The organism is Chitinophaga sp. RCC_12 (genome assembly GCF_041360695.1).
Taxonomy (GTDB): Bacteria; Bacteroidota; Bacteroidia; order Chitinophagales; family Chitinophagaceae; genus Chitinophaga.
On sequence record NZ_JBFUPS010000006.1, the window covers coordinates 87,335 to 112,233 of the forward strand.

The window sequence follows — 24,899 nt, forward strand, 5'->3', positions numbered from 1 at the left end:
TATGATGAATGGTTATTCCCAACGTCAGGTCATCAGCAGCACAATCACCACGCCCCAGATGATGAGCAGCGTATTGCCCACCGCATATGTAATGGTATAGCCCAATGCAGGCAGGTTGCTTTGCACCTCTTCCTGGATAGCGGAAAGCGCGGCGGTAGTAGTTCTGGCGCCAGCGGTACAGCCAAGCACCAATGCCGGATGAAATTTAAAAATATACTTCGCCATCAACACCCCGGATAACAACGGGATAGCCGTAGCTGCCATACCTACTAAAAAAAGTCCCCATCCCACTTCTTTGAAACCCGCCACAAAGCTGGGACCTGCGGTGATACCCACTACCGCAATGAAAGTATTTAAACCCACATTGTTCATCACCCACAATGCCGGCTCCGGAATCCTGCCAAAGGCAGGATGCTGTGAACGTAACCAGCCAAAAACCAGTCCTGCTATGAGTGCACCGCCACTGGTACTCAGGCTGAGTGGCACCCCTCCTACATGTATGCTCATGGCGCCAACAAGACCACCTAACACAATACCAAGGCCCACAAAAATCATATCTGTTTTATCAGTCGGAATATCCGCGTAACCAATTTCTTTGGCCGCTTTGTCCATATCTTTTTTGTAGCCCACCAGTTCCACATGATCTCCTTTTTCCAGTACAGCCCCGGGATACACCGGCATGGCGATGCCTGCGCGCCGGATGCTTTGTACCGGGATACCGTGCATATAATCCATGGCGCGTAAGGCTTTCACTGTTTTCCCAACTACGTTTTTATTCATCACAAATACCTGTACATTTTCCACGGGGAAATTCAGCAATTCCATATCTACTACTTCTTTACCGATACCCTGCTCTTCTCCGAGGATAAATTCCCTGCGGCCACTGAGTACAATTTCATCACCGGGATTAATTACATAATCCGGCGTTGCTTCCACCAGCTTCTTGTCTTTCCGGCGAATGCGTTCTACAAACAGGCGGTGATTGCGTTGCAGCAATTCAGCTTCCAGTTGCTGTACTGATTTGCCTGCGGCAATGGATGATGCATCAATTAAATAGGCGCGGAATGTAACCGGGATAAAGGCGGAGCGCATGCCGGGGTCCTGTGTGGGATCACCGGCGCCCATTGTTTTTTCCAGCTCTTTACATGCGGCTCTTACCTTTTCAATTCCGCCCATCATCATGGGAGCAATACTGGATAGCAACCACGCCGAACCTGCCGTTCCGAAAATATAGGTTACGGCATAACATACCGGCATGGCATTGATCCATGTAGCTTTTTGTCCGGCAGACACATTTAACTGGTTAATGGTATCAGAGGCCACTCCCATAGTAGCGGAAATGGTTTGTGAACCAGAGATCAGACCGGCCGCCTGCCCTACGTTGTAGCCACAGGCCAGCGCCAGTAACCACGGCGCCACCAGGCAAACCACGCACATCAATACAGCAAACAATACCTGTGGCAGCCCATCTTTTTTCAAACCACGAAAAAATTGCGGCCCCACACTATAGCCTACTGCAAACAGGAACATGAGGAAAAAGACCGACTTCACATTGGCAGATACCTGTATATCCATCTGCCCAACAATTACTCCGGTCAACAAAACACCGGTTACGGATCCTAACGAAAATTTACCTACCCGTATGCTACCTATAAAAAACCCTGCGGACAAAGTAAGAAATACGGCCAGTTCAGGATATTCCTGGAATGTATGCTGTAACCAACTCATTTATATGTGGATTATGAGAAGAAGAATATGGTCATCATTCAATTGTAATAGGTAACACAAGTCGTTCTGCATTTGTTCACATAAAATCAATTTTGATGATAGCTGAACAAGTAGCCATTCCGGTTGTTAAACAACAGCGCGTGCTGTCATATTCCATTTGAAGGCGGAATATGACAGCACGCGCTGATCCGGGATTATACAAGTAAAAAAAAGGGCGGCATTATCACTAGCCGGCAGACTGGTATCCGGAAGACGTTTCCAGGATATCATAGGCATCAATCAATGCCTGTACTTCCGCTGTTATATTTGCCAGTGCAGTTATTTCAGCAGGGGTTACCAACATCATCACGTGATCCGCCGGCAGGGGCAAACAAATCATCTTTTCATTTTCTGCTGTGTGATAGTGTTCATCCGATAACCGGTTGACCATCTTTTTGAAGCACTCAAATTCGGTGATATCAAGGTTAACAACCGTTGTACCAAAGGCTAACTGAATGCCTTTGCAATGCGGGCAGCGGATCACATATCCTGCAGCGCCGTGGTATAATGTCTGGTAATTACACATGGGCCTATGGGTTTGTGCCTCCAGCGACCGGGTTACGGCCGCTGTCAGGACTTAATTCATCACTCTTTACCTTTGAAAAATGGTGGTGGCAAACAACGGATGTATGGACTATGTATAGTTAATAACTCCGGGGTATTATTTATATCTCACAAAAATACAGCAGGAAATCGGGTACTAATGATCGGATCAGGAAAACGACTTACGCAAAAGGGAAAAGATCTTAGCGGATTTTGTCTTTCTCACTGATTACGCTGATTATACTGATTACTTTGATTTTTACTTTGGATTTTATAAAGGATTAAGGGAGATAGAAGCGGATAGTCGCTTTTATCTCCCTTATTATTAAAGTAAAAATCAAAAAGTAAAAATCAAAGTAATCAGTATAATCAGCGTAATCAGCGAGAAAGACAAAATCCGCGCTAGTAGCCGGGATTCTGCACCAGCTTTGGATTCAGCGTGATTTCATCTACAGGTATGGGGTAAATGCGGTGCTGGGTATTCACGTCTGATTTAAAACCCCAGGTGCCTTCAAATACGCCAAAACGGATCATATCATTCCTGCGCCACGCTTCCCAGGCTAATTCCCGGGCGCGTTCTTCCAGCAAACCGCTGAGGTTGATACCGCTTACCGACGGAGCATGTGCCCGGGTGCGGATTTTGTTCACCAATACGTCTGCATCCTGTAATTCGCCTTTCACCGCTGTGGGAGCAGCACCCCTCAGGATGGCTTCCGCCTTCATGAGCATTACGTCTGCCAGCCGGAAAACGGGCACATCATTATTGGAGTTACGTTCCGACGGTTCGGTGTTTTTATCAGGGTAGTACTTAATGGAACGTACACCGGCGGCTTTTGCCAGTTCATCATTCCCGATATCCATGGTGGTATCTACACGTAGGGTCATGGTTTTAGAGAACGTAAGCTGCCATTTGATTTCCTTCTTAGGTTCCGAGCCGGCATACTTATCATCTAATCCTTTGTTGGTAGTGGTAATCAGGATAGGCGAGCCGTCGGAGTTAACCTGCGGTCCTTCCAGCCAGGTATTATTGCGGACATCCCCTGTTAAATTGAATTTATCATAGAAAGAACCGATGGTGCTCATCGCAATACTTGGGCGGAAAGGTAATGAGTACTTTGCCACCAGGTTTGGATGTAATCCGAAACGGGAAAACTGGTTGCCTTTAATCACATATCCATCATAAGGAATCGCAAAAATAGTTTCCATAATAGCGGGACCGTTATCAGGCATAAAAATGCTGGCGTAGTTGGCATCCAGCTCATATTTGCCGTTGGTCAGGATGCTGTCTGCCATTACTACCACGTCGTTATACCTGGGTTTGCCGGTGTATACCATTGAATTCAGGTACATTTTTTCCAGCAGTGTAAATGCAAACCATACGGTGGGCTTCGAATAGGTGATTTGCCCACGTTCCCTTCTCAGCAATGGCAACACTTCTTTCAGCTCCTTTTCTATAAAATTAAATACCTCCTCGCGGGATGATTGTTCTGGCGGCGTTGGGTTACCAAATGTGGTGATGATGGGTACTTTGCCGTACAGGTCCATCAGGTAAAAGTAATACAGCGCACGCATTGCCCTGGCCTCGGCCATTGCCTGTGGTTTGGAATCGCTGTCGGGCGCTTTTTCAAAAAGCGCGAGAATACGGTTGCAGGTGTTCACGCCGCCGAAAGCCCAGCTCCACACATTTTTCACGGTGGTGTGATCTTTCGTCCAGGAATGCCTGTGCAACTGCGCGTACACGCCTCCATCCACGTAGTTACCACCGCGGGCGGGGATAATGGCTTCGTCGGTAGAGAGTTCCTGCATCCGCCAGTAGTCAACGGCGTAGCCTCCGCTCAGTTGCGTATAAATGGGGCCGGATGCGGCGATAAAGCCATCGGGTGTGGTCGGAAAATTTTCCTTTACATATTCAGATTCCACCTTTACATCCAGCTTCGTACATGCTGAAAGTAACGTAAAACTGATTGCTATTCCTGTGATAAAAATATTTTTCATGTCGCTATTTTTAACCGTCAGTTTTTAGAATGTTGCGTTTAAGCCAAAGAGGAAAGAACGTGTCTTTGGATAAAAATTGCTGTTGTCAATTCCCGGTGTAAGACCGCCCATATTGATTTCCGGGTCAATACCTGAATAATCGGTAATAACGAACAGGTTATTACCGGAAACGTATAAACGCAGTTTCCTGATATACTTATTCTGCATGGGAACCGTGTAGCCAATAGTAGCGTTATCGAGCCGGAGATAAGCACCATTTTCCAGGTAGCGGGAGGAGATGTAAGGTGCATTTACATCACTGGGCGACTCCTGTTTAGAGTACTGTGGGATATTGATAATACCCGCTTCATAAGGTGCATTCAGGTTAGCCAGGGTAGCGTTCAGTATCTTGTTTCCGGATACCCCACGCAGAAATATATTGGCATCAAAATTACGCCAGGTAAAGCTGTTGCTCCAGCCATAGGTAAAGGCCGGCTGTGCATCTCCGGTATAAACCCGGTCGGTGGAGGTTGGGCCGGTAACCAGGTTGCCTTTTGCATCGCGGAATTGTGAAAGACCGGCAGCATTTTTATCCACGTATTGCCAGAGGTAGAACGAACCCAGTGCATATCCGCCTTCCACACGCTGTGATTTATTGCCTGATTGTCCCCTGCCGCCAAGTTCCGCGGTTTCAATATATTTCACGGAAAAAATATCATTGGAGAGGGAGAGTACCCGGTTCTTATTATGCGCAATATTGGCGGAGGTAGTCCAGTTGAAATGGGCCGTTTTCACAGGTACCGCATTCACCTGGAATTCAACACCCTTATTGCTCATAGAGCCTACGTTCGCCAGCATGGTAGATACAAAATACTGTGTGGCAGGTACATTGTAGGAGTAGATCAAATCAGTGGTACGTTTATCATAGTAATCCACTGCGAAGCCGAGGCGTCCTCTCAGCGTGGTGAAATCCACGCCTATATTAGCCATGCCGGTGCGTTCCCATCTGAGGTTGGGGTTATCGTTCTGTACGGGTCCGATAGCGTTGATCAGCCTGCCGTTGTTATAAAATTTGCCGGTGATATCATACCGGAGCGTGGCGATCAACGGATCGAAGCCCAGTGAGTTACCGGTAACGCCATAGCCTGCACGCAGTTTAAGATCTTCTATCCAGGATACGCCGGAGAGGAAGCTTTCCTTATTGATTTTCCAGGCGGCGGATACAGCGGGGAAATAACCCCAGCGGTTGTTTGCGCCGAAAGCAGAGGAGCCATCCCTTCTTACAGAAGCCATCAGCAGGTACTTCCCATCAAACTGGTAATTGGCTCTCGCATAAAAAGAGATGAAGCGCAAGGTTTGAATGCGGGTGGTACCAAAGTTAGGCTGGAAGGCGCCATCGGGACTTCCCAGGCCGAGGTTATCGCCTTGCGTGGCGTCTGATACAAAGCCCTGGTTGGAGGTCTGGAATCCGTCGCCGCGGCGGTCTTCCTGCCAGGAGTAACCGGCCAGCAAACGCAGGTCGTGTTTACCAAAAAGCACGTCGTAATTGAAATAGGTTTCCAGTACTTTCCGTGTATTCGTATAGGCGCTGCGGGTAGCCCTTCCGTTAACGCCCTGTGCCAGGCCGGAAGCGCGGTTGTTATAAATGTCCCGGTTGATCTGCTCATCCTGCATGGATACATTCAGCGTATAACGCAAACCCGGCAAAAGATTCAGCTCCGCACGGGCATTCCCCAACATGATCTTGTTTTTGGTGCGGTCGCTGTTATTATTGAGGAGTGATAAGGGATTCAGGTAGTTGCGTGTACGGGAGAAATCTTCTTTATAAGTACCATCCGGGTTAAAGATATTCACGGTAGGCATATAGTTCAGCATGTTCATAAACACCAGTTCCGGGATCTGGTTTTGTGTGCTTACGCTGTTACTGATCGACAGATTTAGTTTCAACAGGTCGTTGAACGCGCGTTGCTCCAGGTTGGCTCTTACGTTTAGCCGTTCCAGTGATGACTTCTGCATGATACCATTATTTTGGAGGTAGTTCACGCTTCCGTCGAATACGGTTTTCTCATTACCGCCGCCAAAGGAAATGTTATGGCTGTGCGACAGGCCGTTGCGGGTTACGAGTTTCTGCCAGTCGTTATTAGCGTTATCATCATAAGCCGGTGTAATACTTTTGCCGTTGTCTTCCAGGTATTTCGTGAGGTCGGCGCTGGACATCATGTCAATGGAATTGGAGATGCGCTCGCTGGCTACGTAGGCATTGTAGCTGATCCAGCTTTGACCGGGTTTTGCGCGGCGGGTGGTGATCATAATCACCCCGTTGGCAGCGCGTGCACCATAAATAGCGGTAGATGCCGCATCTTTCAATACATCCATTGATACGATATCTGACGGAGATACCAGCTGGATATTAGCGCCGGGTACACCATCAATAACATAGAAAGGCTGTTGTGCTTCACCATCGCGGAAAGTGGACGGGCCACGGAGGATCACTGCGGGTGTAGCGTTTGGATCGCCGCTGCGGGTAATATTCAGGCCAGGTACTTTTCCCTGTAACAGCTGTTCCGGGGAGCTGAATACACCGGTATTAAAGTTTTCAGCGCCTACATGGGATACGGCACCGGTAAGATCGCCTTTGGTGGTTGATCCGTAACCAACTACTACCACGCTGCTTAACAGGCTGGCATCGGTTTTCAGTTTAACCGCCAACCGTTGCTGCCCGTTTAACACCAGGCGGGTGGATTTATATCCCAGGGAAGTAAATAACAGGGTATCGCCGGCGTTATCTGCCTGCAAGGAAAAAGCACCGTTAGCATCCGTGATGCTGCCTTGTGTATTTCCTTTTACCAGTACGCTGACGCCGGGTAAACCCACGCCGGTTTCTTCGTCGGTGACTTTACCGGTGACCGTTGTTTTGTTCTTTTCTTTTTTAATGATGTATACGCCTTCTGTAGCGGAGAAGTGGAACCCGCTTCCTTTCAGTAAAACGCGCAATACTTCTTCTATGGGCTGTGAACGGAAGTCCTGTGTTTTCACCGTCAGGTTCTTCAATAAAGCTGCATCGTATACAATGTCAGCGCCGCTTTGTTTTTGCAGCATTTTCAGTGCGTCGGCAAGCGGGCCTGCGGTAATATGCAGTTCCTGCACAACGGTTGTTTTTTGCTGGGACATGACGCTGCCGCATAGCGACAGCATAAGCGCTACAAGAAATATCTGTTTCACAGAGTTCCTTGTACGCAAGTGGGTACTACGTACATTCATAACCGGTGTTTTAGTTTCAGTTCAGGGAATAAATATTTATTGACCTATGTTATAATTTCCTGCGCCGGCAGGTGTTATTTTCAGCTGATGATCCGTAAGATCTTCCAGTACATTTATGATCTGCGTAATTGTTAAGTGCATGTTGAGCGATCCGCTGATCTGCCTGCCGGGCACTCTTTTAACGTGGAACTTCACCGGGTAATAATTCTCCAGTAACCTCAATGCATCCATAACGGGCATATTATCGAACACTATTTTATCCTGCTTCCAGCCATTTATATCTGGTGAGGATACAGACAACCGGGAAGAAGTATAATTATTTCTGTTAACCTGCAGTAGTTGATTGGCTGTTAAGATATCCATTACCTGGCCGCCTTTGTTAACGCTCACCTTCCCCGTATTCACCCCTATTTCCAGCAGCTGCCGGGGATAGGCCCTGATGTGAAACGAAGTGCCCAGCACCTGCACCTGCAGGCTGTCGGTGATTACGCTGAAAGGTTGTCCCGGAGCCTGGGCTATATCAAAAAAGGCTTCCCCCGATACCAGTTGTACCTGCCTGCTATCAGTAAAATGATCCGGGTATTTCAGTACGCTATTGGCGCCCAGCCAGATCCGGCTGCTGTCGGGCAATAACAGCACTTTCTTTTCACCTATGGCCGTACGCAGTTCCAGCCAGGCGACCTTTTGGGACAACCGGTAACTCATCATCCACCAGCTGCCTATGCCCACCATCAGCAATACTACCGCCGCTGCGGCCAGTTTCTTCCAGATGGGATATCTGGCTGCCGGCTCGCCGGTACGTTGCTTTATGACCTTTAAAATGCTGCGGCGCAGCCGTTCCCGGCTACGGGCATCCTGTTCCGTTACCGGACCGGCATCTTCTGCCAGTGCATCCAGCCAGTGGGTAAGCAATTGCTCCTCCCCCGGGGTGGCTTTGCCTTCCAGGTATTTACCGATGAGTGCATTTATTTTTGATCGGATCAAGGTGTGGTGTTTATGACTAAGTTGCACAAACCACCCTTTTTAACTATCCGGAATCCCGGCTTAACGTTAAGGTAACATGGAGAGGAAAAATCAGAGGAACATTAACAGGCGGTTCAGCAATGGGCGGGCTTTCTTGTAGGCGTTTCCGAGCTGGTTACGTACCGTTTGCTCGGCCGTGCCATGCATCATGGCTATTTCGCGGATGCTCAGCTCATCGAAGTGGTACCATTCAAATACCTGCCTTTCTTTTTCCGGTAAATGCTGGAGATCTTGCTGGAGTTGGTTCAGAATATCTTTATGGATCAGGGAGTTAAGGGTAAGTTCAGACCGCAGCTCACTATGGGTAATAAATTTTTCGAGGTGCTTTTCTTTTAATCCGTCGTCGCGGAACTTACGCAGGATTTGCTTCCTTACCGCGCTAAACAGGTAATAACGGATATGGGTATGCAACTCCAGCTGCTGCCGGCGCTCCCAGATACTGGCAAACAAATCCTGTATGATATCCCGTGCATCTTCTTCACTACCCGTAACCTTTGCTGCGTAGGCATACAGCTCTTCCCAGTATGTATTGAAAATCAACTCAAAAAGCTTAAAGTCACCGGCACGTAACCGGTGAATAAGATCAATGGGGAATTGTTCAGGCATATAAAAATATATATCCTAAAAATAGAGCAGGTTTTTAAGATAAAAAACGGGATAACAAAAATATAGCGAAGTATTAATATAGCGGCGTAAAACGGCTTAAAGCATGCCCGTTTCTTTAAATGGCAGCGTCTTCACTGTGATATTATCTTATTTAGCTATGTTATATCACCGCGGGGATCACTGTATTTTAAAGGTCATCTTCCTCGTATTGATACCGCCAACAATGCCATAGCCATTGGTTACATTGGTAAATACCCTTACATGGGCTCCCAGGGATATACCTGCGTCTTTTTGGGCAGCCAGGGTATTGAAGTATTGATAAGAAGTATAGGTCAGCGCACTTACCTCTACAGTGATCTCACCTGCATTCATGATGGGATCTGCTGTTTGCAAAACGAAGTTCACGGGTTTACCATTAAAGCGCTCATCATTCATGATCAGGCTGTTATAATTATCCTGGGAAAAATAGTCAACCAGGTTATTATTAAAGGCAGGGTCCAGCCTGAAAAGCAGGAAGGCGCCCTTTCCGGTGGAGGCATCTGTCATGTAAATACGGATCCGGTAATAATCCGCGGAGGCTGGCTGGTCTTTCAGTGTGAACTGCACCCGGCTGCTGCTGCGCTGCGCGGTGGCATTGTAGGCCACCGGGGCTCGCGGGAGTGTATCCGTAGCCGTTACCGCCTGTAATCCCGGCGCCGCTACGGCTACTTTGTATCGTTGTCCCAATACCGCTTTTTGATCAGACACATAGTAGGAAAGCCCTTTTATCGTTTGCAGCTGCAACGGCATCACCGATGATTCATTTGTGGTAAGCGTTACGGTGGCGCCGGGAATATCCTTATACACGCCATCGTTATACACATTAGAGGGTACGCTGCGCGTTACCCGGATATAAACCACACTATCGGGTTGTATCAGCGTGTTCACCACTATTTTATCGCCTTCATAAGGCAAACTAATTTCTTCCCGCTTTTCACATGCGCTCAATAGCATGGATAACCCGATCGCACCCACGAAAACATATTTCATACTCATCTCTTTAAAACTTAACCGAATAAGTAATACTGGGTAATATAGGCAGGATGCTTACCCTGGACAGGTACCGCTTCTGTGCTGCCGCATCTTCACTGATATAATAGAAGTAAGGATTTTTCTGGTTATAGGCGTTAAACACGCTCAGATTCCAGCTCCGGATCCAATACTTTTTTTGCTTACTCCAGGTAACACCCACATCGAGCCGGTGAACAGCCGCGCCCCGGTAATTGTTCCGGTTGTCGAAACGATCAATACTGCTATTACCGGTACCCGGCTCCCAGGGAGACGAGCCCTCCGTTCCGGCATACGTGGATACCGGCAAAGTAAACGGCGTTCCACTGTTAAAATGCCAGGAGGCAGAAAGTTCCCATTGTTTTCCCAGTTGCTGTACCAGCACCAGTTCAATATCATGCCGGCGATCATATTTATAGGGATAGATATGCCCGTCATTCACGCCGGGAAACCGGCGGGTAGACCAGGCCAATGTATAAGCCAGCCATCCCGTAGTGCTTCCTTTTTTCTTCTGCAACATTAATTCCGTACCATAGCTCCAACCTTTACCCACGGTTACATTTTCATCCCACCGGGTGGCGGCAGTAGTAATGATACCGTTGGTTTCCCGGGTTTCAATCATGTTGTGCATGGATTTGAAATAACCCTCCAGTGAAAATTCATACTTCAGGTTAGCGGAAGTTTTAGCTACGCCGGCAGCCAGTTGCCGCGAAAACATAGGCGCTACATGTTGCGTGGATGGCACCCATATGTCTGTAGGCAAAGTAGTTCCATCGCCGGACAACAGGTGAATATACTGGTTCATATGCGTAAACGCCGCTTTTACCGCCCAGTTGCGGGGCAGCACATAACGTAATCCCAGCCTGGGTTGCAGGGAATAATAAAAACGGCCTTCCACTAAAAACGCAGATGCGTGCAAGCCTATGCTGGCAAAAAAATCAGGCCTGATCTGCCAGTCATCTTCCGCATACAACGACAATTCATAGCCGGTTACTTTCAACGAAGCATCAGCCGTATCCAATGGTATCACCTGGCTGTCCCTGTCTTCGAAACTGGAGTTGCCGGGTTTAAATTTATGAATGGTAGTGATGGCGCCAAAACGAATAGAATGGCGGGGATCCGGGCGGTAGTCAAAATCTATCCTGCCACCGTTATTCTCCATCCTCGAGTTGTATTTTCCATATACATCCGCCTTTTCGCCGGAAGCGGCCAGCATATACCTATGCTCGATTTCTGTAAAAAACTCGTATTGCGAATAGTTCAGGGTTACATTGGAAAACAGCTTGGGATTATAGATGTGGTTCCAGCGTATGGCGCCAATAGTATTACCCCATCCAAGCCGGAACCGGATGCTTTCAGCAATGTACTTCGACGGACTGCTGATGCGGGAAGTATCAGGTACCGTTTGTTTCAGCAACAGGTTATCTTCTCCCTTATAAAAGCTAAAAAAGAGCCGGTCTTTGGAAGAAAAAATATGATTCACTTTTGCATTCACATCAAAAAAGAATGCCTTAAAATCCCCATCCGGGCCTAGTGTATTATCTGATTTGAAAGCTGCATTGAGCAGCAGATCCGGGTAAGAACGGCGGGCGGAAAACATGAAGGATGTTTTGTCTTTTACGATGGGTCCCTCGATATTAAATTTAGCCGCAATGAAGCCGATGGACGCATCTCCATGAAAATTCTTCATATCCCCTTCTTTCATCGAAATATCCACCACAGAAGATATTCTGCCGCCGAAGCGTGCCGGGAAAGCGCCTTTATACAGGTCGGTTGTTTTTACCACGTTGGCATTCAGCATAGAGTATACGCCGAAGAAATGGGAGAAATTAAATACCGGTGTGCCGTCTATCAGTACGAGGTTCTGATCAGGGCCACCGCCTCTTACATATAAGCCACCGGCGCCGTCGGTGCCACCGCTTACGCCCGGAAGCGATTGCAGGGCGCGCATTACATCCACTTCACCGAGTAACCGCGGCATCGCCTGCAAATCAGACGTACTAAGATGTACCCTGCTCATCTGCGTTTGCTCCTGCAGCTTGCTGCCTTCCTTTGCGCTGATCACCACCTCTTTTAGGCTGCCGAGTGGCTGCAGGTGGATGTTGATCAGCTGGTCGCCCTTAGCCTTTACCTTTTGCAGATAAGGCTTGTAGCCAATGTAAGAAATCAGCAGGCTGTTGGTGTCTTTCACGGTAGTTAAACTATAAAAACCATACTGATTGGCAGTAGTGCCCTGTTTGAGCACAGGCGAATAAACAGTGGCCCCAATCAGGTTTTCACCACTGACCGCATCTTTGACATAACCACTGATAGTACGGCTACTGCGTTGCGCGGGCGATAGCACGATCTGATCGCCTACACGGGTAAAACGGATATCATCGGGAGAAAACAATTCGTCCAGTAATTTTTTAAGACGTTGCTGATGGGCGGTTAACGTAACCTTCCGGGACAAGTTGACAAGTTCCCTGCTATATGAAAAATGAATACCATATTCTTTTTCCAGTAATTCACATACTGCCTCCAGGGGCAGATCCTTTGCTACTATTGTTACTCTTGTTTGCCAGTCCCACCCGAAAACCTGTAAGGGGAAACTACATATTAATATTCCCGTCAGCAGTTTTAAGGCTAACGACATAGTATATCTGAATTGAAAGTGTGACTACAGCTTTAGTTGACGGCTAAAACCTATTTTAATTTGTATTGACGGTCGTTTACTTTTTCGTATGATGCGTTCAGCATAAGTGCCAGCGATTTCATCACTTCTTCTGTTGACTCATCTGTAAAGCTGGCACGTACCGGCAGTTTCAGCAGGTCGGTGTCCATTACTTCTATTTTAACATCATACACCTCGGTGATCGTATGCAGTACTTCTTCAAGCGGGGTATTGTTGAACGACAACGACCGTTTACCCATATCAGTTACATGGGAAGCGATCCGGAAAGCGGGCCTGTCGTTATCCTTTTGCAGTAACATACCATCGGTGAGCACTACGCTGTCTTTTTTATCATGATTAATCACCATTACCTTACCGTTGCTCACATGTACTTTCAGCGTGGCTTCGCCGGGTTGATAATTGATCATAAACCGGGTGCCCAGTACTTTTACTTCGTTATGCCCAAGTATGATCACAAAAGGGTTTTCCGCACTGCCATTTATATCAAAACTGGCCTTACCGCTGAAGGTTACTTTCCGGTTGCGGTCATTAAAGCCCCTGGCCACTTCCATTTTTGCACCTGCTGATAATTCAATCTTACTTCCGTCGCTGAGCACCGCGCTTACCGGGCCGGCATATACCTGTTCTGGCTGATTACGGGTGAGGAACCACAACCCGGCGCCCAATGCAACCAGCAGTACAGCAGCAATTTTCAGCCAGGTAAAGCGGGGTTTGGACCTGATGGCAATCAATGCCGGCTTATCATCCATTTTTTCCTGGAGTTGCGCCCAGGCGCTACCGGTATCTGCCGCCACTGTTTTTTCGTTGGCCGCAGCAGTATCCAGCACTTTCCCCAGCGATACCAGCAGGGCCATATTACCGGGGTCCGTTTCCCTCCATGCTTCCACCCACGCACGCTCTTCCTCATCCGCTTCATTCAGCAGATACTTGCAGAGCAAGGTATACAGCGCCTCATCGGGCAGTGCCTCGTTAGGAAAAGATGGTGTCATCAGTTGTTGTAAGTTTTTACAGTCGTCGCCCTTCGGGCGGTAATATATTAATAAGACGCACCGGAAATACAGATGCCCCTATGCGCCCGGAAATATTTTTAGAACAGGAACCCTGTCAGTAACGGCAGGTACTCCTTCAACTCCTGGTGGAGGATCTTCAGGGCCTTGCCCATCTGGTTTTCCACCGTTTTTACGGAAATATTCATCGCTTCCGCTATTTCTGCATATTTCATATGCTGCTGGCGGCTGAGGATAAACACTTCGCGGCAGCGCTCCGGCAACTTTTCCAATGCCACCCGGTACAACCGCTCCAGCTCCTTCACTTCTTCCCCCGCGCCAACCGTTGTTTCTGTTATTTTCCCATACCCGTTCTCCTTTTCCGAGCGCACAACATCCTTTCGCCACTGGCTGATGGCGGTATTACGGATGGCAGAAAACAAATATGCTTTTACCGGGCCTGTAATAGTGATAGTGTCCCTTTTTTCCCACAACCGCAGGAATACCTGTTGTACTATTTCCTCCGCTACATGGGTATCCCCCGTGTAGTGAGTGGCAAAGGCCAGGCAATGAGCATGGTTTTCCTTAAATAATGCTTCAAATGTTTGGAGCTCCAGCATGATGAAGGGCAAATATAGGAAGGATTTTCACTTACGCGAATTTTGTCTTACCCCAAACCACACAAAATTCGCCCCCTGTCTTGCTCCCAATCGCGTAATGCTTATCTTTGTTCCCGCAATGTACAACCTGATTAAAAATTTCCTTTTCCGCTATCCGCCGGAAAGTATTCACCACAGCGTTATGCGTGGTATGAAAACAATTTATTCGCTGCCACTTGGCAAGAATATCCTGAACGCCTTTTGCGGAGTAAAAACCCCGGGCCTGGAACGTGAAATATTCGGACTTACCTTTTCTAATCCCGTGGGCTTAGCGGCAGGTTTCGATAAAGATGCAAAGTACATTGATGAACTGGCCTGCCTGGGTTTTGGTTTTGTGGAGATAGGTACCGTAACGCCGCTCCCACAGCCGGGTAATGAACTCCCGCGGTTATTCCGCCTGCCGGAAGATAAAGCCCTCATTAACCGCATGGGCTTTAATAACGAAGGCGCAGTGGCTGCCGCAAAAAGACTGCAACGCAAAAGATCCAATATTATAGTAGGCGGCAACATCGGGAAAAATAAAGTAACCCCGAATGAAGAAGCAGTCAGCGATTATGAAAAGTGTTTTCATGCGCTGTACGATGTGGTAGACTATTTCGTGGTAAACGTAAGCTCTCCCAACACGCCGAACCTCCGTGCCTTACAGGAGAAAGAGCCGTTGAAACAACTGCTGCATCACCTGCAGGTATTGAATGCACAGAAAGTAAAACCTAAGCCTATCTTGCTTAAGATAGCACCCGACCTCACTACCGAGCAACTGGATGATATTATTGAAATAATAAAAGAAACAAAACTTGCCGGCATTGTAGCCACCAATACCACTATCAGCCGGGCGGGATTAAAAACACCGGCAGCGGAAGTAAATGATATCGGCGCCGGTGGACTCAGTGGTTTACCTGTAAAAAAGAAAGCCACAGAAGTGATCCGCTATATTCACACGCATAGCCAGGGCAGTATTCCCATTATCGCTGTGGGCGGCATTTTCACCGCGGAAGATGCGCAGGAAAAACTGGATGCCGGCGCATCGCTGGTGCAGGTGTATACCGGGTTCATTTATGAGGGCCCAACGATCGTGAAAAAGATCTGCGCGGGCTTACGCACAGCTGGCATTCATTAGCGTTACCGCCACGATACCGGCCGTTTCCGTACGCAGGCGGGTATCTCCCAGCGATACGGGTATATAGCCTTCGTCCAGCGCCAGCTTTATTTCTTCCGGTGTAAAATCACCTTCAGGGCCTATCAGTATAATGGTATCCTTTGCAGGCTGCATCACCTGCTGCAACGGGGTTTTCTGCTCCGGCAAACAATGCGCAATCAGCCGCTGCGGATCTTTATTATTTTTCACCAGCTTTTCAAAAGCCTGTGGTTCCTGCAATTCAGGTAAGTAAAACTGCTGCGATTGCAGCATAGCCGACACCAGGATATTCTGCAACCGCTCTGCCTTCATCTTTTCTTTCTCTGTACGCTGGCTTACCAGTGGGATAATCGTTTGAATGCCTATCTCTGTGGCCTTTTCCAGGAACCATTCTATCCGGGAAGCATTTTTTGTAAACGAGATGGCGATCCGCAACGCCCGCGCAGGCGCTGGCATCGTTTCAGAAGAAACAATCTTTACGACACATTTCTTGCGGTTATCGTCGGTGATCACCGCGGTAATTTTATGCCCGCGTCCATCTGCCAGCAACACCTCATCGCCCTTTTCATGACGAAGCACCTGGATACAATATTTGGAAGTATCCTCATTCATGGTATACGTTGCGGCATCCTGCTGTATTTCCGGCGCGTAAAAAACTGACATATATTTTTTGATTATCCTGATGTACGAAGATAGTATACGGAGATGATATGGATTTTATCCGGCAGATGATATCCGTAGTTTCCTGGTTTTAACCTGGAAACGCACAAACAACAGCACAGAAGCCACCAGTAAGCCCAGCAGCAACGCCCACCACACGCCTTCCACGCCATAATCCAATTTGATACCCAACAGGTAACCCAAAGGAATCCCCAGCACCCAGTAAGCCAGCAGTGTTATCACGGTAGGAATACGCACGTCGCCCAGGCCGCGCAGAATACCAAGTCCCACCACCTGCATACCATCAAACAGCTGGAAGAAAGCCGCAATGATCAGCAGGCGGGAAGCGATCTGGATTACCTGCGGGTCCTGGATATAAAATGACGGCAACAGCTGATTACCCAACGTGAACAACAGGGCCGCGGCTCCCATCAGCAACAGTACCATATGATAACTGGCGATGGCGGATAAACGCAACGCCCCGAAATCTTTCTTCCCAAAATTATTCCCGCTTTTGATACCCGCTGCCGCGGAAATACCGCTGGCCATCATATAGGTCATGGCAGCAAGACTCAGCGCTATCTGGTGCGCCGCCAGTTCTGCCGCTCCCATCCAGCCTACCATCACAGCCGCGCCACTGAAGGCGCTTACTTCAAACAGGTATTGCAAAGCTACCGGTGTACCGATGCCCAGGATCTTTTTAATGGCGGCGGCCTTCAGGTTCTTAAACCCGAACGATTGCAGGTATGGTTTGAAGCGGGGCGCACGCAGCACATAAAACGCCATCGTAATTCCCATGACAAGGCGGTCGGTAAAAGTGGCGATACCCACGCCAATCACACCCATCCTGGGCAATCCGAACAGGCCGTACACCAACGTAATCCCTATCAGTATATTCAGCACATTCCCGATGATACTGATATTCATAGCCTGGCGGGTAAACCCAAGCCCTTCGGCAAACTGCTTGAAGGAAAGGAACAGCATCAGCGGAATAAAGGAAAATCCCAGGAAACGCAGAAAGGGCCGGGCCTGATCAGCCACATCCCCTTCCTGGTGCAGGAAAGATAAATGGGCGCTGCCAAAATAAATAACGGCAGACAGCACCACACCCACCACCATATTGATAATAAGACTATGACTCAGTAAATGCCCGATGGCGCCTTTGTTGCCACGCCCGTTTTCCTGTGCAATCAACGGGGTTAATCCGTACGACATACCAATACCGGCCACCATAAATACGGAAAACAAGCCATTGCCCAGGGATACTGCTGCCAGCGGCACTTTCCCGGTATGACCAATAATAATACTATCTGATAATGCCACTAACGTGTGTCCCAGCTGGGAAATAACTACGGGGTAGGCTAAACTGAAATTGTCTTTGTAATGACCTTTGTACTTTAAATACAGCTGTTTCATTGATTGTTCTGTTATGCGGATTTTGTCTTTCTCAGGATTACGCTGATTATACTGATTACCTGGATTTTATTTTTTGGGATTTTTTAAGGATTTGGGGAGATATAAGCGATATATTCCGCTTACATCTCCCCAAATCCTTAGAAATCAAAAGTGATCAAATCAAAGTAATCAGTATAATCAGCGTAATCCTGAGTAAGACAACCTCCGCGTATAAAAAAAGCCGGCGATCATTTCGATGCCGGCTTTTAGCAATATCTTTTTATGCGCTAAAATGGTGCATCTTCAAATCCTTCATCGAAGTTCATGTCGTTCATCTTGGATCCCTTCTGTATGTACAGTTTCGCTTCATCGTTGCCGCCACCACCTTGTTGCGGACGGTTCATGCCTGCGTAGGGATTGCCGCCGCCACCGGGGTTTTCCAGGCTGCCATCATCTTCAAAGCGTTGGTATTCCAGTACGGCTCTCAGTTTGATGGTATCCAGCTGACCATTACGGTGCTTGGCTATACGAACGTGGGTTTCACCTTTATTGGATTCGCCCATTTCATTGGTGTTGATTTCATAATATTCAGGACGGTACAGGAACATTACCATGTCCGCATCCTGCTCGATGGCTCCCGATTCACGGAGATCACTCAGCTGCGGCATCTTGTTACCGTCTTTACGTTTTTCCACATCACGGCTCAACTGCGAGAGGGCGATTACCGGTACCTGTAACTCTTTTGCCAGTCCTTTCAGATCGCGGGAAATCTTACTGATTTCCTGCTCACGGTTGGAACCTTTACCATCGCTGCTGCCGCTCATGAGCTGGAGGTAGTCGATGATGATAACGCCTACGCCGTGGTTATGTACCAGCCTGCGGCATTTGGCACGTAGTTCAAAGATGTTGAGGGCCGGAGTATCATCAATGAAGATGGGGGCTTTTGCCAGGCGTTCGATACCATGGGTCATCAGCTTCTTCATTTCATATTCTTCCAGCTTACCGCGGGAAATCTTTTCCAGCTTTATTTCTGACTCGGCCGAGAGGATACGTTGTACAATCTGGCCGGACGACATTTCCAAAGAAAATACCGCTGCTCCTTTAGGGAAGCGGGGGTGGAGGGCCGCGTTACGCGCGAGGTTCAGCGCAAAGGCGGTTTTACCCACAGATGGACGGGCAGCGATGATGATCAGATCCGTGGACTGCCAGCCATAGGTTACTTTGTCCAGTGAAGGGAACCCTGACGGTACCCCGGTAATATCATCTCCTTTATTCCGCAGGTCCTCGATACGTTTCATGGTGTTCACCAGTACGCGGTCGATGGAATCGTAGTTTTTACGAAGGTGATTATTTGTTACTTCAAATAGCTTTGATTCGGCGCTGTCGAGCAGGTCAAACACATCCGCAGTGTCTTCATAAGACTCTGTGAGGATTTCTCCCGAAATGCGGATCAGTTCCCGCTGGATAAATTTCTGGAGGATGATACGGGCATGCGCTTCGATATTTGCAGAAGACACCACCATGTTGGTGAGCTTCATCACGGTAAATGGTCCGCCGATCTGTTCCAGTGAGCCCATGGATTTCAGCTCTTCTGTTACGGTGAGGATATCCACCGGCATCGACTTACCCGCCAGGCGGGTCATGGCACTAAAAATAATCTGGTGAGCTTCTACATAGAAACACTCCCCTTTCAATATCTCGATAACGGTGTCAAATGCACCTTTTTCCAGCATTACGGCTCCCAAAACAGCTTCTTCCAATTCTTTAGCCTGTGGTGGTATCTTGCCATACACCAAGGATGACACATCAATGGACGGTTTTCTGCGCACATTGCGGTCCTTCTTAAGATTGAGATCCATTTATGGTTAGTGTATTAAAAAAAGTTAATAAAAGGTTACTGTCAATGGGCCTTTCCTGTTGTTTTTACAATCGATATCTGCATTTTCCCGCATTCTATAGGGGTCATAGCTACGTTAAGAAATTGTAAACTTTTTCAAGCCGTACAAACTAAGGTAAAGGCATTTTTCCGATTAATACCCTCTCCTTAGTTATTAAATTTATTAAGCCTCATACACAGGTTATCCACAAGCAAAATGTCAGTTATCCACTGACAGCACCATGGTTATCCACCAAAACACAGGAAATTCCCTGGCAAAGGTCCGATTATTCACACACATTGTGTAAAAAGATTTTCCACATCCTGCAAGAATACAGCACTGTAGCGGTTTCGGGCTATTTTTAATTTCAAAGAATCAAAGCAGATAAGCCGCGAAGCCCGAAAATCAATTCTAGTTGTTAACTTTACGCCACTTATATAAACCGAGCAGATAAATGACGATTTCATACAACTGGCTATGTGATTATTTACCGGTGAAGCCTACACCGGAGGAACTGTCTACCATTTTAACCAGAATAGGCCTGGAGGTAGAAAGCCTGGAGAAATTTGAAGCAGTAAAGGGAAGTCTGGCTGGATTAGTGATCGGAGAAGTACTGACGGCAGAAAAACACCCCAATGCAGACAAGCTGAAACTCACCACCGTTAACATTGGCAACGGCGAGCCCCTGCACATCGTTTGCGGCGCCCCCAACGTGGCGCCCGGACAAAAAGTAGTAGTGGCGCCCATCGGCACCACCATTTACCCGCTGAGCGGCGAACCGCTGACCATGAAAAAAGCAAAGATCCGTGGAGAAGAAAGCCAGGGAATGATTTGCGCGGAAGACGAAATCGGGCTGGGTAGCAGTCACGACGGCATCCTGGTGCTGGACGCCTCCCTGCAGCCAGGCACTCCTGCCAGTGAAGTCTTTAAACCCGCACAGGATTGCATCTTCGAAATAGGTCTTACTCCCAACCGCATGGACGCCATGAGCCATATCGGTGTGGCCAAAGATGTTTGCGCATTCCTTAATAATTTAGAACATACGCATAAATACCAGGTACAGCTGCCTGAAATAAAGGCCCTGCCCAAAGCAGATGCTCCTTTAGCCATCAGCGTTACCATCGAAAATACAGATGCATGTCCCCGGTACAGCGGTATTTCAATTACCGGCGTACAGGTGGCGCCGTCCCCGGAATGGCTCAAAGCCAGGCTCACCGCCATCGGCGTTCGTCCTATCAATAACATTGTGGATATCACCAATTTCATCCTGCATGAAACCGGTCAGCCACTGCACGCATTTGATGCGGCAGCGGTAAAAGGCAATGCCATCGTGGTGAAAAACCTCCCGCAGGGAACGCCCTTTGTTACCCTGGATGAGAAGGAAAGAAAACTGGACGCCACCGACCTGATGATCTGCAACGGCGCCGGCGAAGGCATGTGCATAGCAGGCGTATTCGGCGGATTGCACTCCGGCGTAACCGATACCACCCACAACATTTTCCTGGAAAGCGCCTTTTTCAGCGCCGGTGGCATCCGTACCACGTCGTTCCGTCATGGCTTACGTACCGATGCGGCCACCCGTTTTGAAAAAGGAGTGGATATCTCTAACGTCGTGTTCGCCCTGCAACGCGCCGCAGACCTGATCTGTGAACTCAGCGGCGGAAAAGCAGCTTCTGAGATCATCGATGTATATCCGGCTGTAAAAGTAAAAACGCAGGTGGAAACTACGTATAGCTATATCCGTAAACTCAGCGGCGGTAACTATCCCGGCGATAAGATCAAAAACATCCTGCGCAGCCTGGGCTTCGATATCCTGTCGGAAACCACCGAAGGACTCCGCGTAGCCGTGCCCTTCAGCAAACCGGATATCAGCCTGCCGGCCGACCTGGTGGAAGAGGTAATGCGCATCGATGGCCTCGATAATATAGAAATACCGGCTAAAATAGCAATTTCGCCCGCCCTCTCCGCCCAACCGGACGCTGAAAGGGTTAAGGAGAAGATTGCAGACTATCTCGCCGGCAACGGGTTCAACGAAATATTCACCAACTCCATCACTAACAGTAAATACTATACGCCGGAAGTACTGGAGCATGCGGTGAAGATGATGAACAGTCTTACCGTGGAACTGGACATCATGCGCCCGTCCATGCTGGAAACCGGCCTGGAAAGCATTGCCCATAACCTGAACCGCAAAAACGAAAACCTCCTGTTCTTCGAATTTGGTAAAACCTACCAGGTGCTAGAAAAAGGCTATGGCGAAAATAATCACCTGGTATTATATCTCACCGGTAAAAAAACAGCGGAAACCTGGATGCACAAATCCAGCCCGGTAGACTTTTACTTCCTGAAGGGTTTTGTGATCAATATCCTGCAGCAACTGGGTTATAAGCAGTTCACCTGGGCAGAAAGTACGGAAGCGGGCCTGCAGCCATCCTGGGATATCAAGGTAAAAAACCAGGTGGTGGTTACACTGGGAGGCGTGCCCACAGCTAAACTGAAGCAGTTTGATATCCGTCAGCCTGTATGGTTTGCTACCTTCAACTGGGATAAAATACTGGGACTCTTGCAAAAAAGTGATAACTTTTACAAGGAAATTCCGAAATTCCAGGCCGTTAGAAGGGATCTGGCACTGGTGCTCGACAAACAGGTTAAGTTTGCCGCCGTGGAAACAGCCGCACGCAGCGTGAAATCCGGCCTGTTACAACAGGTAAATCTGTTCGATGTATTTGAGAGTGAAAAACTGGGTACTGATAAGAAGTCTTACGCCGTGAGCTTTACCTTCCTGGACGCTCAGAAAACATTGACAGATAAAGAAATTGACAGTGTAATGGACAAACTTATCAAAACGTTTGAAACGCAGTTACAGGCGGAGATAAGAAAATAAGTAAATGAAATGGTGCTCGAGCAATACATTCAACGTGTAGAAGAAAAATTGCACCTGCTGGTAAAAAAGCTCCAGCAGGTGCAGGCTGAGAATGCATTGCTGAAAGAAGAAGTGAGCATACAGCAACGGGAGCTGCAACAGCAGCAACAGGCGGTACAGGGACTGGAGGAAAGACTGCAACTGATGAAAATTGCATCTACCGCCCAGGGAGGTACCACCATAGCAGCAGAAGACGAAGCGTTCAAAAAAGAGATCCGGGGCAAAATCAATGATTACATTAAAGAAATTGACCGTTGCATCGCTTTGCTGAACAGCTGAATTAAAAATCATACATCATGGAGCAACTCATTCCTGTTAATATTATCGTAGCAGACCGCTCTTACCGGATCAAGATAAAACCGGAAGAAGAAGCGGAAGTACGTCGTATTATGAAAGAAGTGAATGAGAAGATCGTCGATTTTAAAACTGCCTATGCAGGGAAAGACCTGCAGGACTATATCGCTATGGCCCTTATCATGTACGCCACCCATCCTGTAACCAGCGGCGGTAAAGCCCAGGCTAGTACTGCGCCTTTTTTGCAGGAGAAGCTGGAAAAGCTGGAAGAAATTATCAACCAGGCATTGGGTTGATCACGTTACCCATTGCTTAACAATGAATTAGCTAATTGGCTAATTATCACGTATCAAACACGCTTTAACTGCTATTTTTTTGTATTTTCGCGGGTCAGTTCTCGCCCCTGTCGTGTTTTAGCAGCGATATGGGTATGAGGATACTACATAAATCAAGTATAAATAATTCATATGGATGTTACACTTATCACGACAATAGCTGCAGTAGTGGCATTGATCATTGGGATTGTGCTAGGTAAGGTGATTTTTGCCAAAAATACGCAGCATAAGATAGACGAAGCTGAACTACAGGCTAAAAAAATCATTGCAGATGCGCAGATCAGTGCAGAAAATCTTAAAAAAGACAGACTGCTGGAAGCCAAAGAAAAATACCTGCAACTAAAAAGCGAATACGAAAAAGACGTATTGCAGCGCAACCAGAAACTGGGAGAATCGGAAAACCGCATCAAACAGAAGGAACAGGCATTAAACCTGAAAAACGAGCAAATCCAGAAGCAATTAAATGAAAATGAGGCGATCAAGGAAACCCTGAACCGCCAGATGGAACTGGTAACCATCAAACGCACCGAACTGGAAAAACACCAGGAAGAGCACATCCGCCGCCTCGAAAAAGTGGCCGGCTTAACAGCAGACGAAGCGAAACACCAGCTGGTAGAGAGTTTGAAAGAAGAAGCCCGCTCACAGGCCCTCTCTCATATCCAGGAAATCATTGAAGACGCTAAATTAAAAGCGAACAAGGAAGCAAAGAAAATCATTATCCAATCCATTCAACGTACTGCTGCAGAGCAAACCATTGAAAATACCATCACGGTATTTACCCTGGAAAGCGATGAAATCAAAGGCCAGATCATTGGCCGGGAAGGTCGTAACATCCGCGCCATTGAAGCGGCTACCGGTGTGGACCTGATTGTAGACGATACCCCTGAAGCCATCGTATTATCTTCCTTCGACCCGTTACGCCGTGAAATTGCCCGTTTATCCCTGCAACGCCTTGTTCAGGACGGACGTATCCACCCCGCACGTATCGAGGAAGTAGTAGAAAAAACCAAGAAACAACTGGAAGAACAGGTAATGGATATCGGTGAACGAACCGTTATTGAACTGGGTATCCACGGCCTCCATAAAGAACTGGTACGCCTGGTAGGTAAGATGCGTTTCCGCTCTTCCTACGGTCAGAACCTGCTCATGCACTCCAAAGAAACCGCTAACCTTTGTGCGGTAATGGCAGCTGAACTGGGACTGAACCCTAAACTGGCCAAACGCGCCGGCTTACTGCACGATATCGGTAAAGTACCGGATGAAGAAACTGAACTGAGCCACGCCCTGCTCGGCGCCAAGCTCGCTGAAAAATATGGCGAACATGCCGCCGTGGTAAATGCTATCGGCGCCCACCACGATGAAATGGAAATGCAATATGTTATTTCCCCGATCGTTCAGGCCTGTGATGCTATCAGTGGTGCACGTCCGGGCGCACGCCGCGAAATCATGCAGAGCTACCTGCAACGTATCAAAGACCTGGAAAACCTGGCGCTTGCCCACGATGGTGTGGAAAAAGCATACGCTATCCAGGCTGGCAGGGAACTGCGTATCATCGTAGAAAGTGATAAAGTTTCCGATGGAGACGCAGATCGCCTATCCTTTGAAATTGCCAATAAAATACAAACAGAAATGCAATATCCCGGCCAGATCAAAGTAACGGTAATCCGTGAAAAAAGAGCAGTGAATATAGCAAGATAGTTTTCTGATTTAATAATTCAGGAATTTGAACTTATATTGGAG

The 24,899-nt window shown here is 47.9% G+C and carries 18 protein-coding genes; 5 read left to right on the top strand and 13 right to left on the bottom strand.

Going from position 1 to position 24,899, the window contains the following annotated elements:
- Window positions 1–24: 24 nt before the first annotated feature.
- The 10 genes from aspT to AB6805_RS18785 all read right to left on the bottom strand — a co-directional run bounded on the left by aspT (window position 25) and on the right by AB6805_RS18785 (window position 14,513).
- Window positions 25–1,728 (bottom strand): aspartate-alanine antiporter, encoded by a 1,704-nt coding sequence (aspT, locus tag AB6805_RS18740; protein ID WP_370910976.1) that lies wholly within the window; start codon window positions 1,726–1,728, stop codon window positions 25–27.
- Between the two features lie 226 nt (window positions 1,729–1,954).
- Window positions 1,955–2,293 (bottom strand): DUF6686 family protein, encoded by a 339-nt coding sequence (locus AB6805_RS18745; RefSeq protein WP_370910977.1) that lies wholly within the window; start codon window positions 2,291–2,293, stop codon window positions 1,955–1,957.
- A gap of 419 nt (window positions 2,294–2,712) precedes the next feature.
- Entirely contained in the window at window positions 2,713–4,305 is a 1,593-nt protein-coding gene (locus AB6805_RS18750) for a RagB/SusD family nutrient uptake outer membrane protein (protein WP_370910978.1), read from the bottom strand.
- A 24-nt stretch (window positions 4,306–4,329) separates the two neighbouring features.
- Window positions 4,330–7,545, bottom strand: a complete 3,216-nt coding sequence (locus AB6805_RS18755) for a SusC/RagA family TonB-linked outer membrane protein (RefSeq protein WP_370910979.1) — start codon at window positions 7,543–7,545, stop codon at window positions 4,330–4,332.
- A gap of 36 nt (window positions 7,546–7,581) precedes the next feature.
- Window positions 7,582–8,529 carry a FecR family protein gene (locus tag AB6805_RS18760; RefSeq protein WP_370910980.1) on the bottom strand — a complete coding sequence of 316 codons (948 nt, stop codon included), beginning with the start codon at window positions 8,527–8,529 and terminating at the stop codon, window positions 7,582–7,584.
- 90 nt (window positions 8,530–8,619) lie between these two features.
- A complete protein-coding gene (locus AB6805_RS18765) occupies window positions 8,620–9,174 on the bottom strand; it encodes an RNA polymerase sigma factor (RefSeq protein ID WP_370910981.1) in 555 nt (184 codons plus the stop codon).
- A 177-nt stretch (window positions 9,175–9,351) separates the two neighbouring features.
- Window positions 9,352–10,203, bottom strand: a complete 852-nt coding sequence (locus AB6805_RS18770; RefSeq protein WP_370910982.1) for a DUF4249 domain-containing protein — start codon at window positions 10,201–10,203, stop codon at window positions 9,352–9,354.
- A gap of 10 nt (window positions 10,204–10,213) precedes the next feature.
- Window positions 10,214–12,856, bottom strand: coding sequence for a carboxypeptidase-like regulatory domain-containing protein (locus tag AB6805_RS18775; RefSeq protein ID WP_370910983.1), 2,643 nt, complete (start codon window positions 12,854–12,856; stop codon window positions 10,214–10,216).
- 50 nt (window positions 12,857–12,906) lie between these two features.
- On the bottom strand, window positions 12,907–13,884 hold the full coding sequence (locus AB6805_RS18780) for a FecR domain-containing protein (protein ID WP_370910984.1): 978 nt from the start codon (window positions 13,882–13,884) through the stop codon (window positions 12,907–12,909).
- A 98-nt stretch (window positions 13,885–13,982) separates the two neighbouring features.
- On the bottom strand, window positions 13,983–14,513 hold the full coding sequence (locus AB6805_RS18785; protein WP_370910985.1) for an RNA polymerase sigma-70 factor: 531 nt from the start codon (window positions 14,511–14,513) through the stop codon (window positions 13,983–13,985).
- Between the two features lie 106 nt (window positions 14,514–14,619).
- Here AB6805_RS18785 and AB6805_RS18790 point away from each other — a divergent pair, with 106 nt between their 5' ends.
- The gene (locus AB6805_RS18790) at window positions 14,620–15,657 is read left to right on the top strand and encodes a quinone-dependent dihydroorotate dehydrogenase (RefSeq protein ID WP_370910986.1); all 1,038 of its coding nucleotides are present in this window, start codon (window positions 14,620–14,622) and stop codon (window positions 15,655–15,657) included.
- Here AB6805_RS18790 and AB6805_RS18795 read toward each other — a convergent pair.
- The 3 genes from AB6805_RS18795 to dnaB form a co-directional block, all read right to left on the bottom strand.
- Window positions 15,634–16,338 carry a 16S rRNA (uracil(1498)-N(3))-methyltransferase gene (locus AB6805_RS18795; RefSeq protein WP_370910987.1) on the bottom strand — a complete coding sequence of 235 codons (705 nt, stop codon included), beginning with the start codon at window positions 16,336–16,338 and terminating at the stop codon, window positions 15,634–15,636. The two genes, AB6805_RS18790 and AB6805_RS18795, sit on opposite strands and share 24 nt — an antisense overlap.
- A 54-nt stretch (window positions 16,339–16,392) precedes the next feature.
- On the bottom strand, window positions 16,393–17,751 hold the full coding sequence (locus AB6805_RS18800; RefSeq protein ID WP_370910988.1) for an MATE family efflux transporter: 1,359 nt from the start codon (window positions 17,749–17,751) through the stop codon (window positions 16,393–16,395).
- 266 nt (window positions 17,752–18,017) lie between these two features.
- Window positions 18,018–19,589 carry a replicative DNA helicase gene (dnaB, locus tag AB6805_RS18805; RefSeq protein ID WP_370910989.1) on the bottom strand — a complete coding sequence of 524 codons (1,572 nt, stop codon included), beginning with the start codon at window positions 19,587–19,589 and terminating at the stop codon, window positions 18,018–18,020.
- A 472-nt stretch (window positions 19,590–20,061) separates the two neighbouring features.
- Between dnaB and pheT the strand changes: the two genes are divergently transcribed.
- The 4 genes from pheT (at window position 20,062) to rny (ending at window position 24,857) form a co-directional block, all read left to right on the top strand.
- Window positions 20,062–22,491 carry a phenylalanine--tRNA ligase subunit beta gene (gene pheT / locus AB6805_RS18810; RefSeq protein ID WP_370910990.1) on the top strand — a complete coding sequence of 810 codons (2,430 nt, stop codon included), beginning with the start codon at window positions 20,062–20,064 and terminating at the stop codon, window positions 22,489–22,491.
- A gap of 9 nt (window positions 22,492–22,500) precedes the next feature.
- Window positions 22,501–22,809, top strand: a complete 309-nt coding sequence (locus AB6805_RS18815) for a hypothetical protein (RefSeq protein WP_079469556.1) — start codon at window positions 22,501–22,503, stop codon at window positions 22,807–22,809.
- A 17-nt stretch (window positions 22,810–22,826) separates the two neighbouring features.
- Window positions 22,827–23,120, top strand: a complete 294-nt coding sequence (locus AB6805_RS18820) for a cell division protein ZapA (protein ID WP_142683921.1) — start codon at window positions 22,827–22,829, stop codon at window positions 23,118–23,120.
- A gap of 171 nt (window positions 23,121–23,291) precedes the next feature.
- Entirely contained in the window at window positions 23,292–24,857 is a 1,566-nt protein-coding gene (gene rny, locus AB6805_RS18825; protein ID WP_370910991.1) for a ribonuclease Y, read from the top strand.
- The last annotated feature ends 42 nt before the right edge of the window (window positions 24,858–24,899 follow it).

What these genes read in the sequence shown, in the direction of transcription:
- aspT (WP_370910976.1), bottom strand. Translation starts at nt 1,728, where the DNA reads ATGAGTTGGTTACAGCATACATTCCAGGAATATCCTGAACTGGCCGTA.
- AB6805_RS18745 (WP_370910977.1), bottom strand. Translation starts at nt 2,293, where the DNA reads ATGTGTAATTACCAGACATTATACCACGGCGCTGCAGGATATGTGATC.
- AB6805_RS18750 (WP_370910978.1), bottom strand. Translation starts at nt 4,305, where the DNA reads ATGAAAAATATTTTTATCACAGGAATAGCAATCAGTTTTACGTTACTT.
- AB6805_RS18755 (WP_370910979.1), bottom strand. Translation starts at nt 7,545, where the DNA reads ATGAATGTACGTAGTACCCACTTGCGTACAAGGAACTCTGTGAAACAG.
- AB6805_RS18765 (WP_370910981.1), bottom strand. Translation starts at nt 9,174, where the DNA reads ATGCCTGAACAATTCCCCATTGATCTTATTCACCGGTTACGTGCCGGT.
- AB6805_RS18770 (WP_370910982.1), bottom strand. Translation starts at nt 10,203, where the DNA reads ATGAAATATGTTTTCGTGGGTGCGATCGGGTTATCCATGCTATTGAGC.
- AB6805_RS18775 (WP_370910983.1), bottom strand. Translation starts at nt 12,856, where the DNA reads ATGTCGTTAGCCTTAAAACTGCTGACGGGAATATTAATATGTAGTTTC.
- AB6805_RS18780 (WP_370910984.1), bottom strand. Translation starts at nt 13,884, where the DNA reads ATGACACCATCTTTTCCTAACGAGGCACTGCCCGATGAGGCGCTGTAT.
- AB6805_RS18790 (WP_370910986.1), top strand. Translation starts at nt 14,620, where the DNA reads ATGTACAACCTGATTAAAAATTTCCTTTTCCGCTATCCGCCGGAAAGT.
- AB6805_RS18795 (WP_370910987.1), bottom strand. Translation starts at nt 16,338, where the DNA reads ATGTCAGTTTTTTACGCGCCGGAAATACAGCAGGATGCCGCAACGTAT.
- AB6805_RS18800 (WP_370910988.1), bottom strand. Translation starts at nt 17,751, where the DNA reads ATGAAACAGCTGTATTTAAAGTACAAAGGTCATTACAAAGACAATTTC.
- dnaB (WP_370910989.1), bottom strand. Translation starts at nt 19,589, where the DNA reads ATGGATCTCAATCTTAAGAAGGACCGCAATGTGCGCAGAAAACCGTCC.
- pheT (WP_370910990.1), top strand. Translation starts at nt 20,062, where the DNA reads ATGACGATTTCATACAACTGGCTATGTGATTATTTACCGGTGAAGCCT.
- AB6805_RS18815 (WP_079469556.1), top strand. Translation starts at nt 22,501, where the DNA reads ATGGTGCTCGAGCAATACATTCAACGTGTAGAAGAAAAATTGCACCTG.
- AB6805_RS18820 (WP_142683921.1), top strand. Translation starts at nt 22,827, where the DNA reads ATGGAGCAACTCATTCCTGTTAATATTATCGTAGCAGACCGCTCTTAC.
- rny (WP_370910991.1), top strand. Translation starts at nt 23,292, where the DNA reads ATGGATGTTACACTTATCACGACAATAGCTGCAGTAGTGGCATTGATC.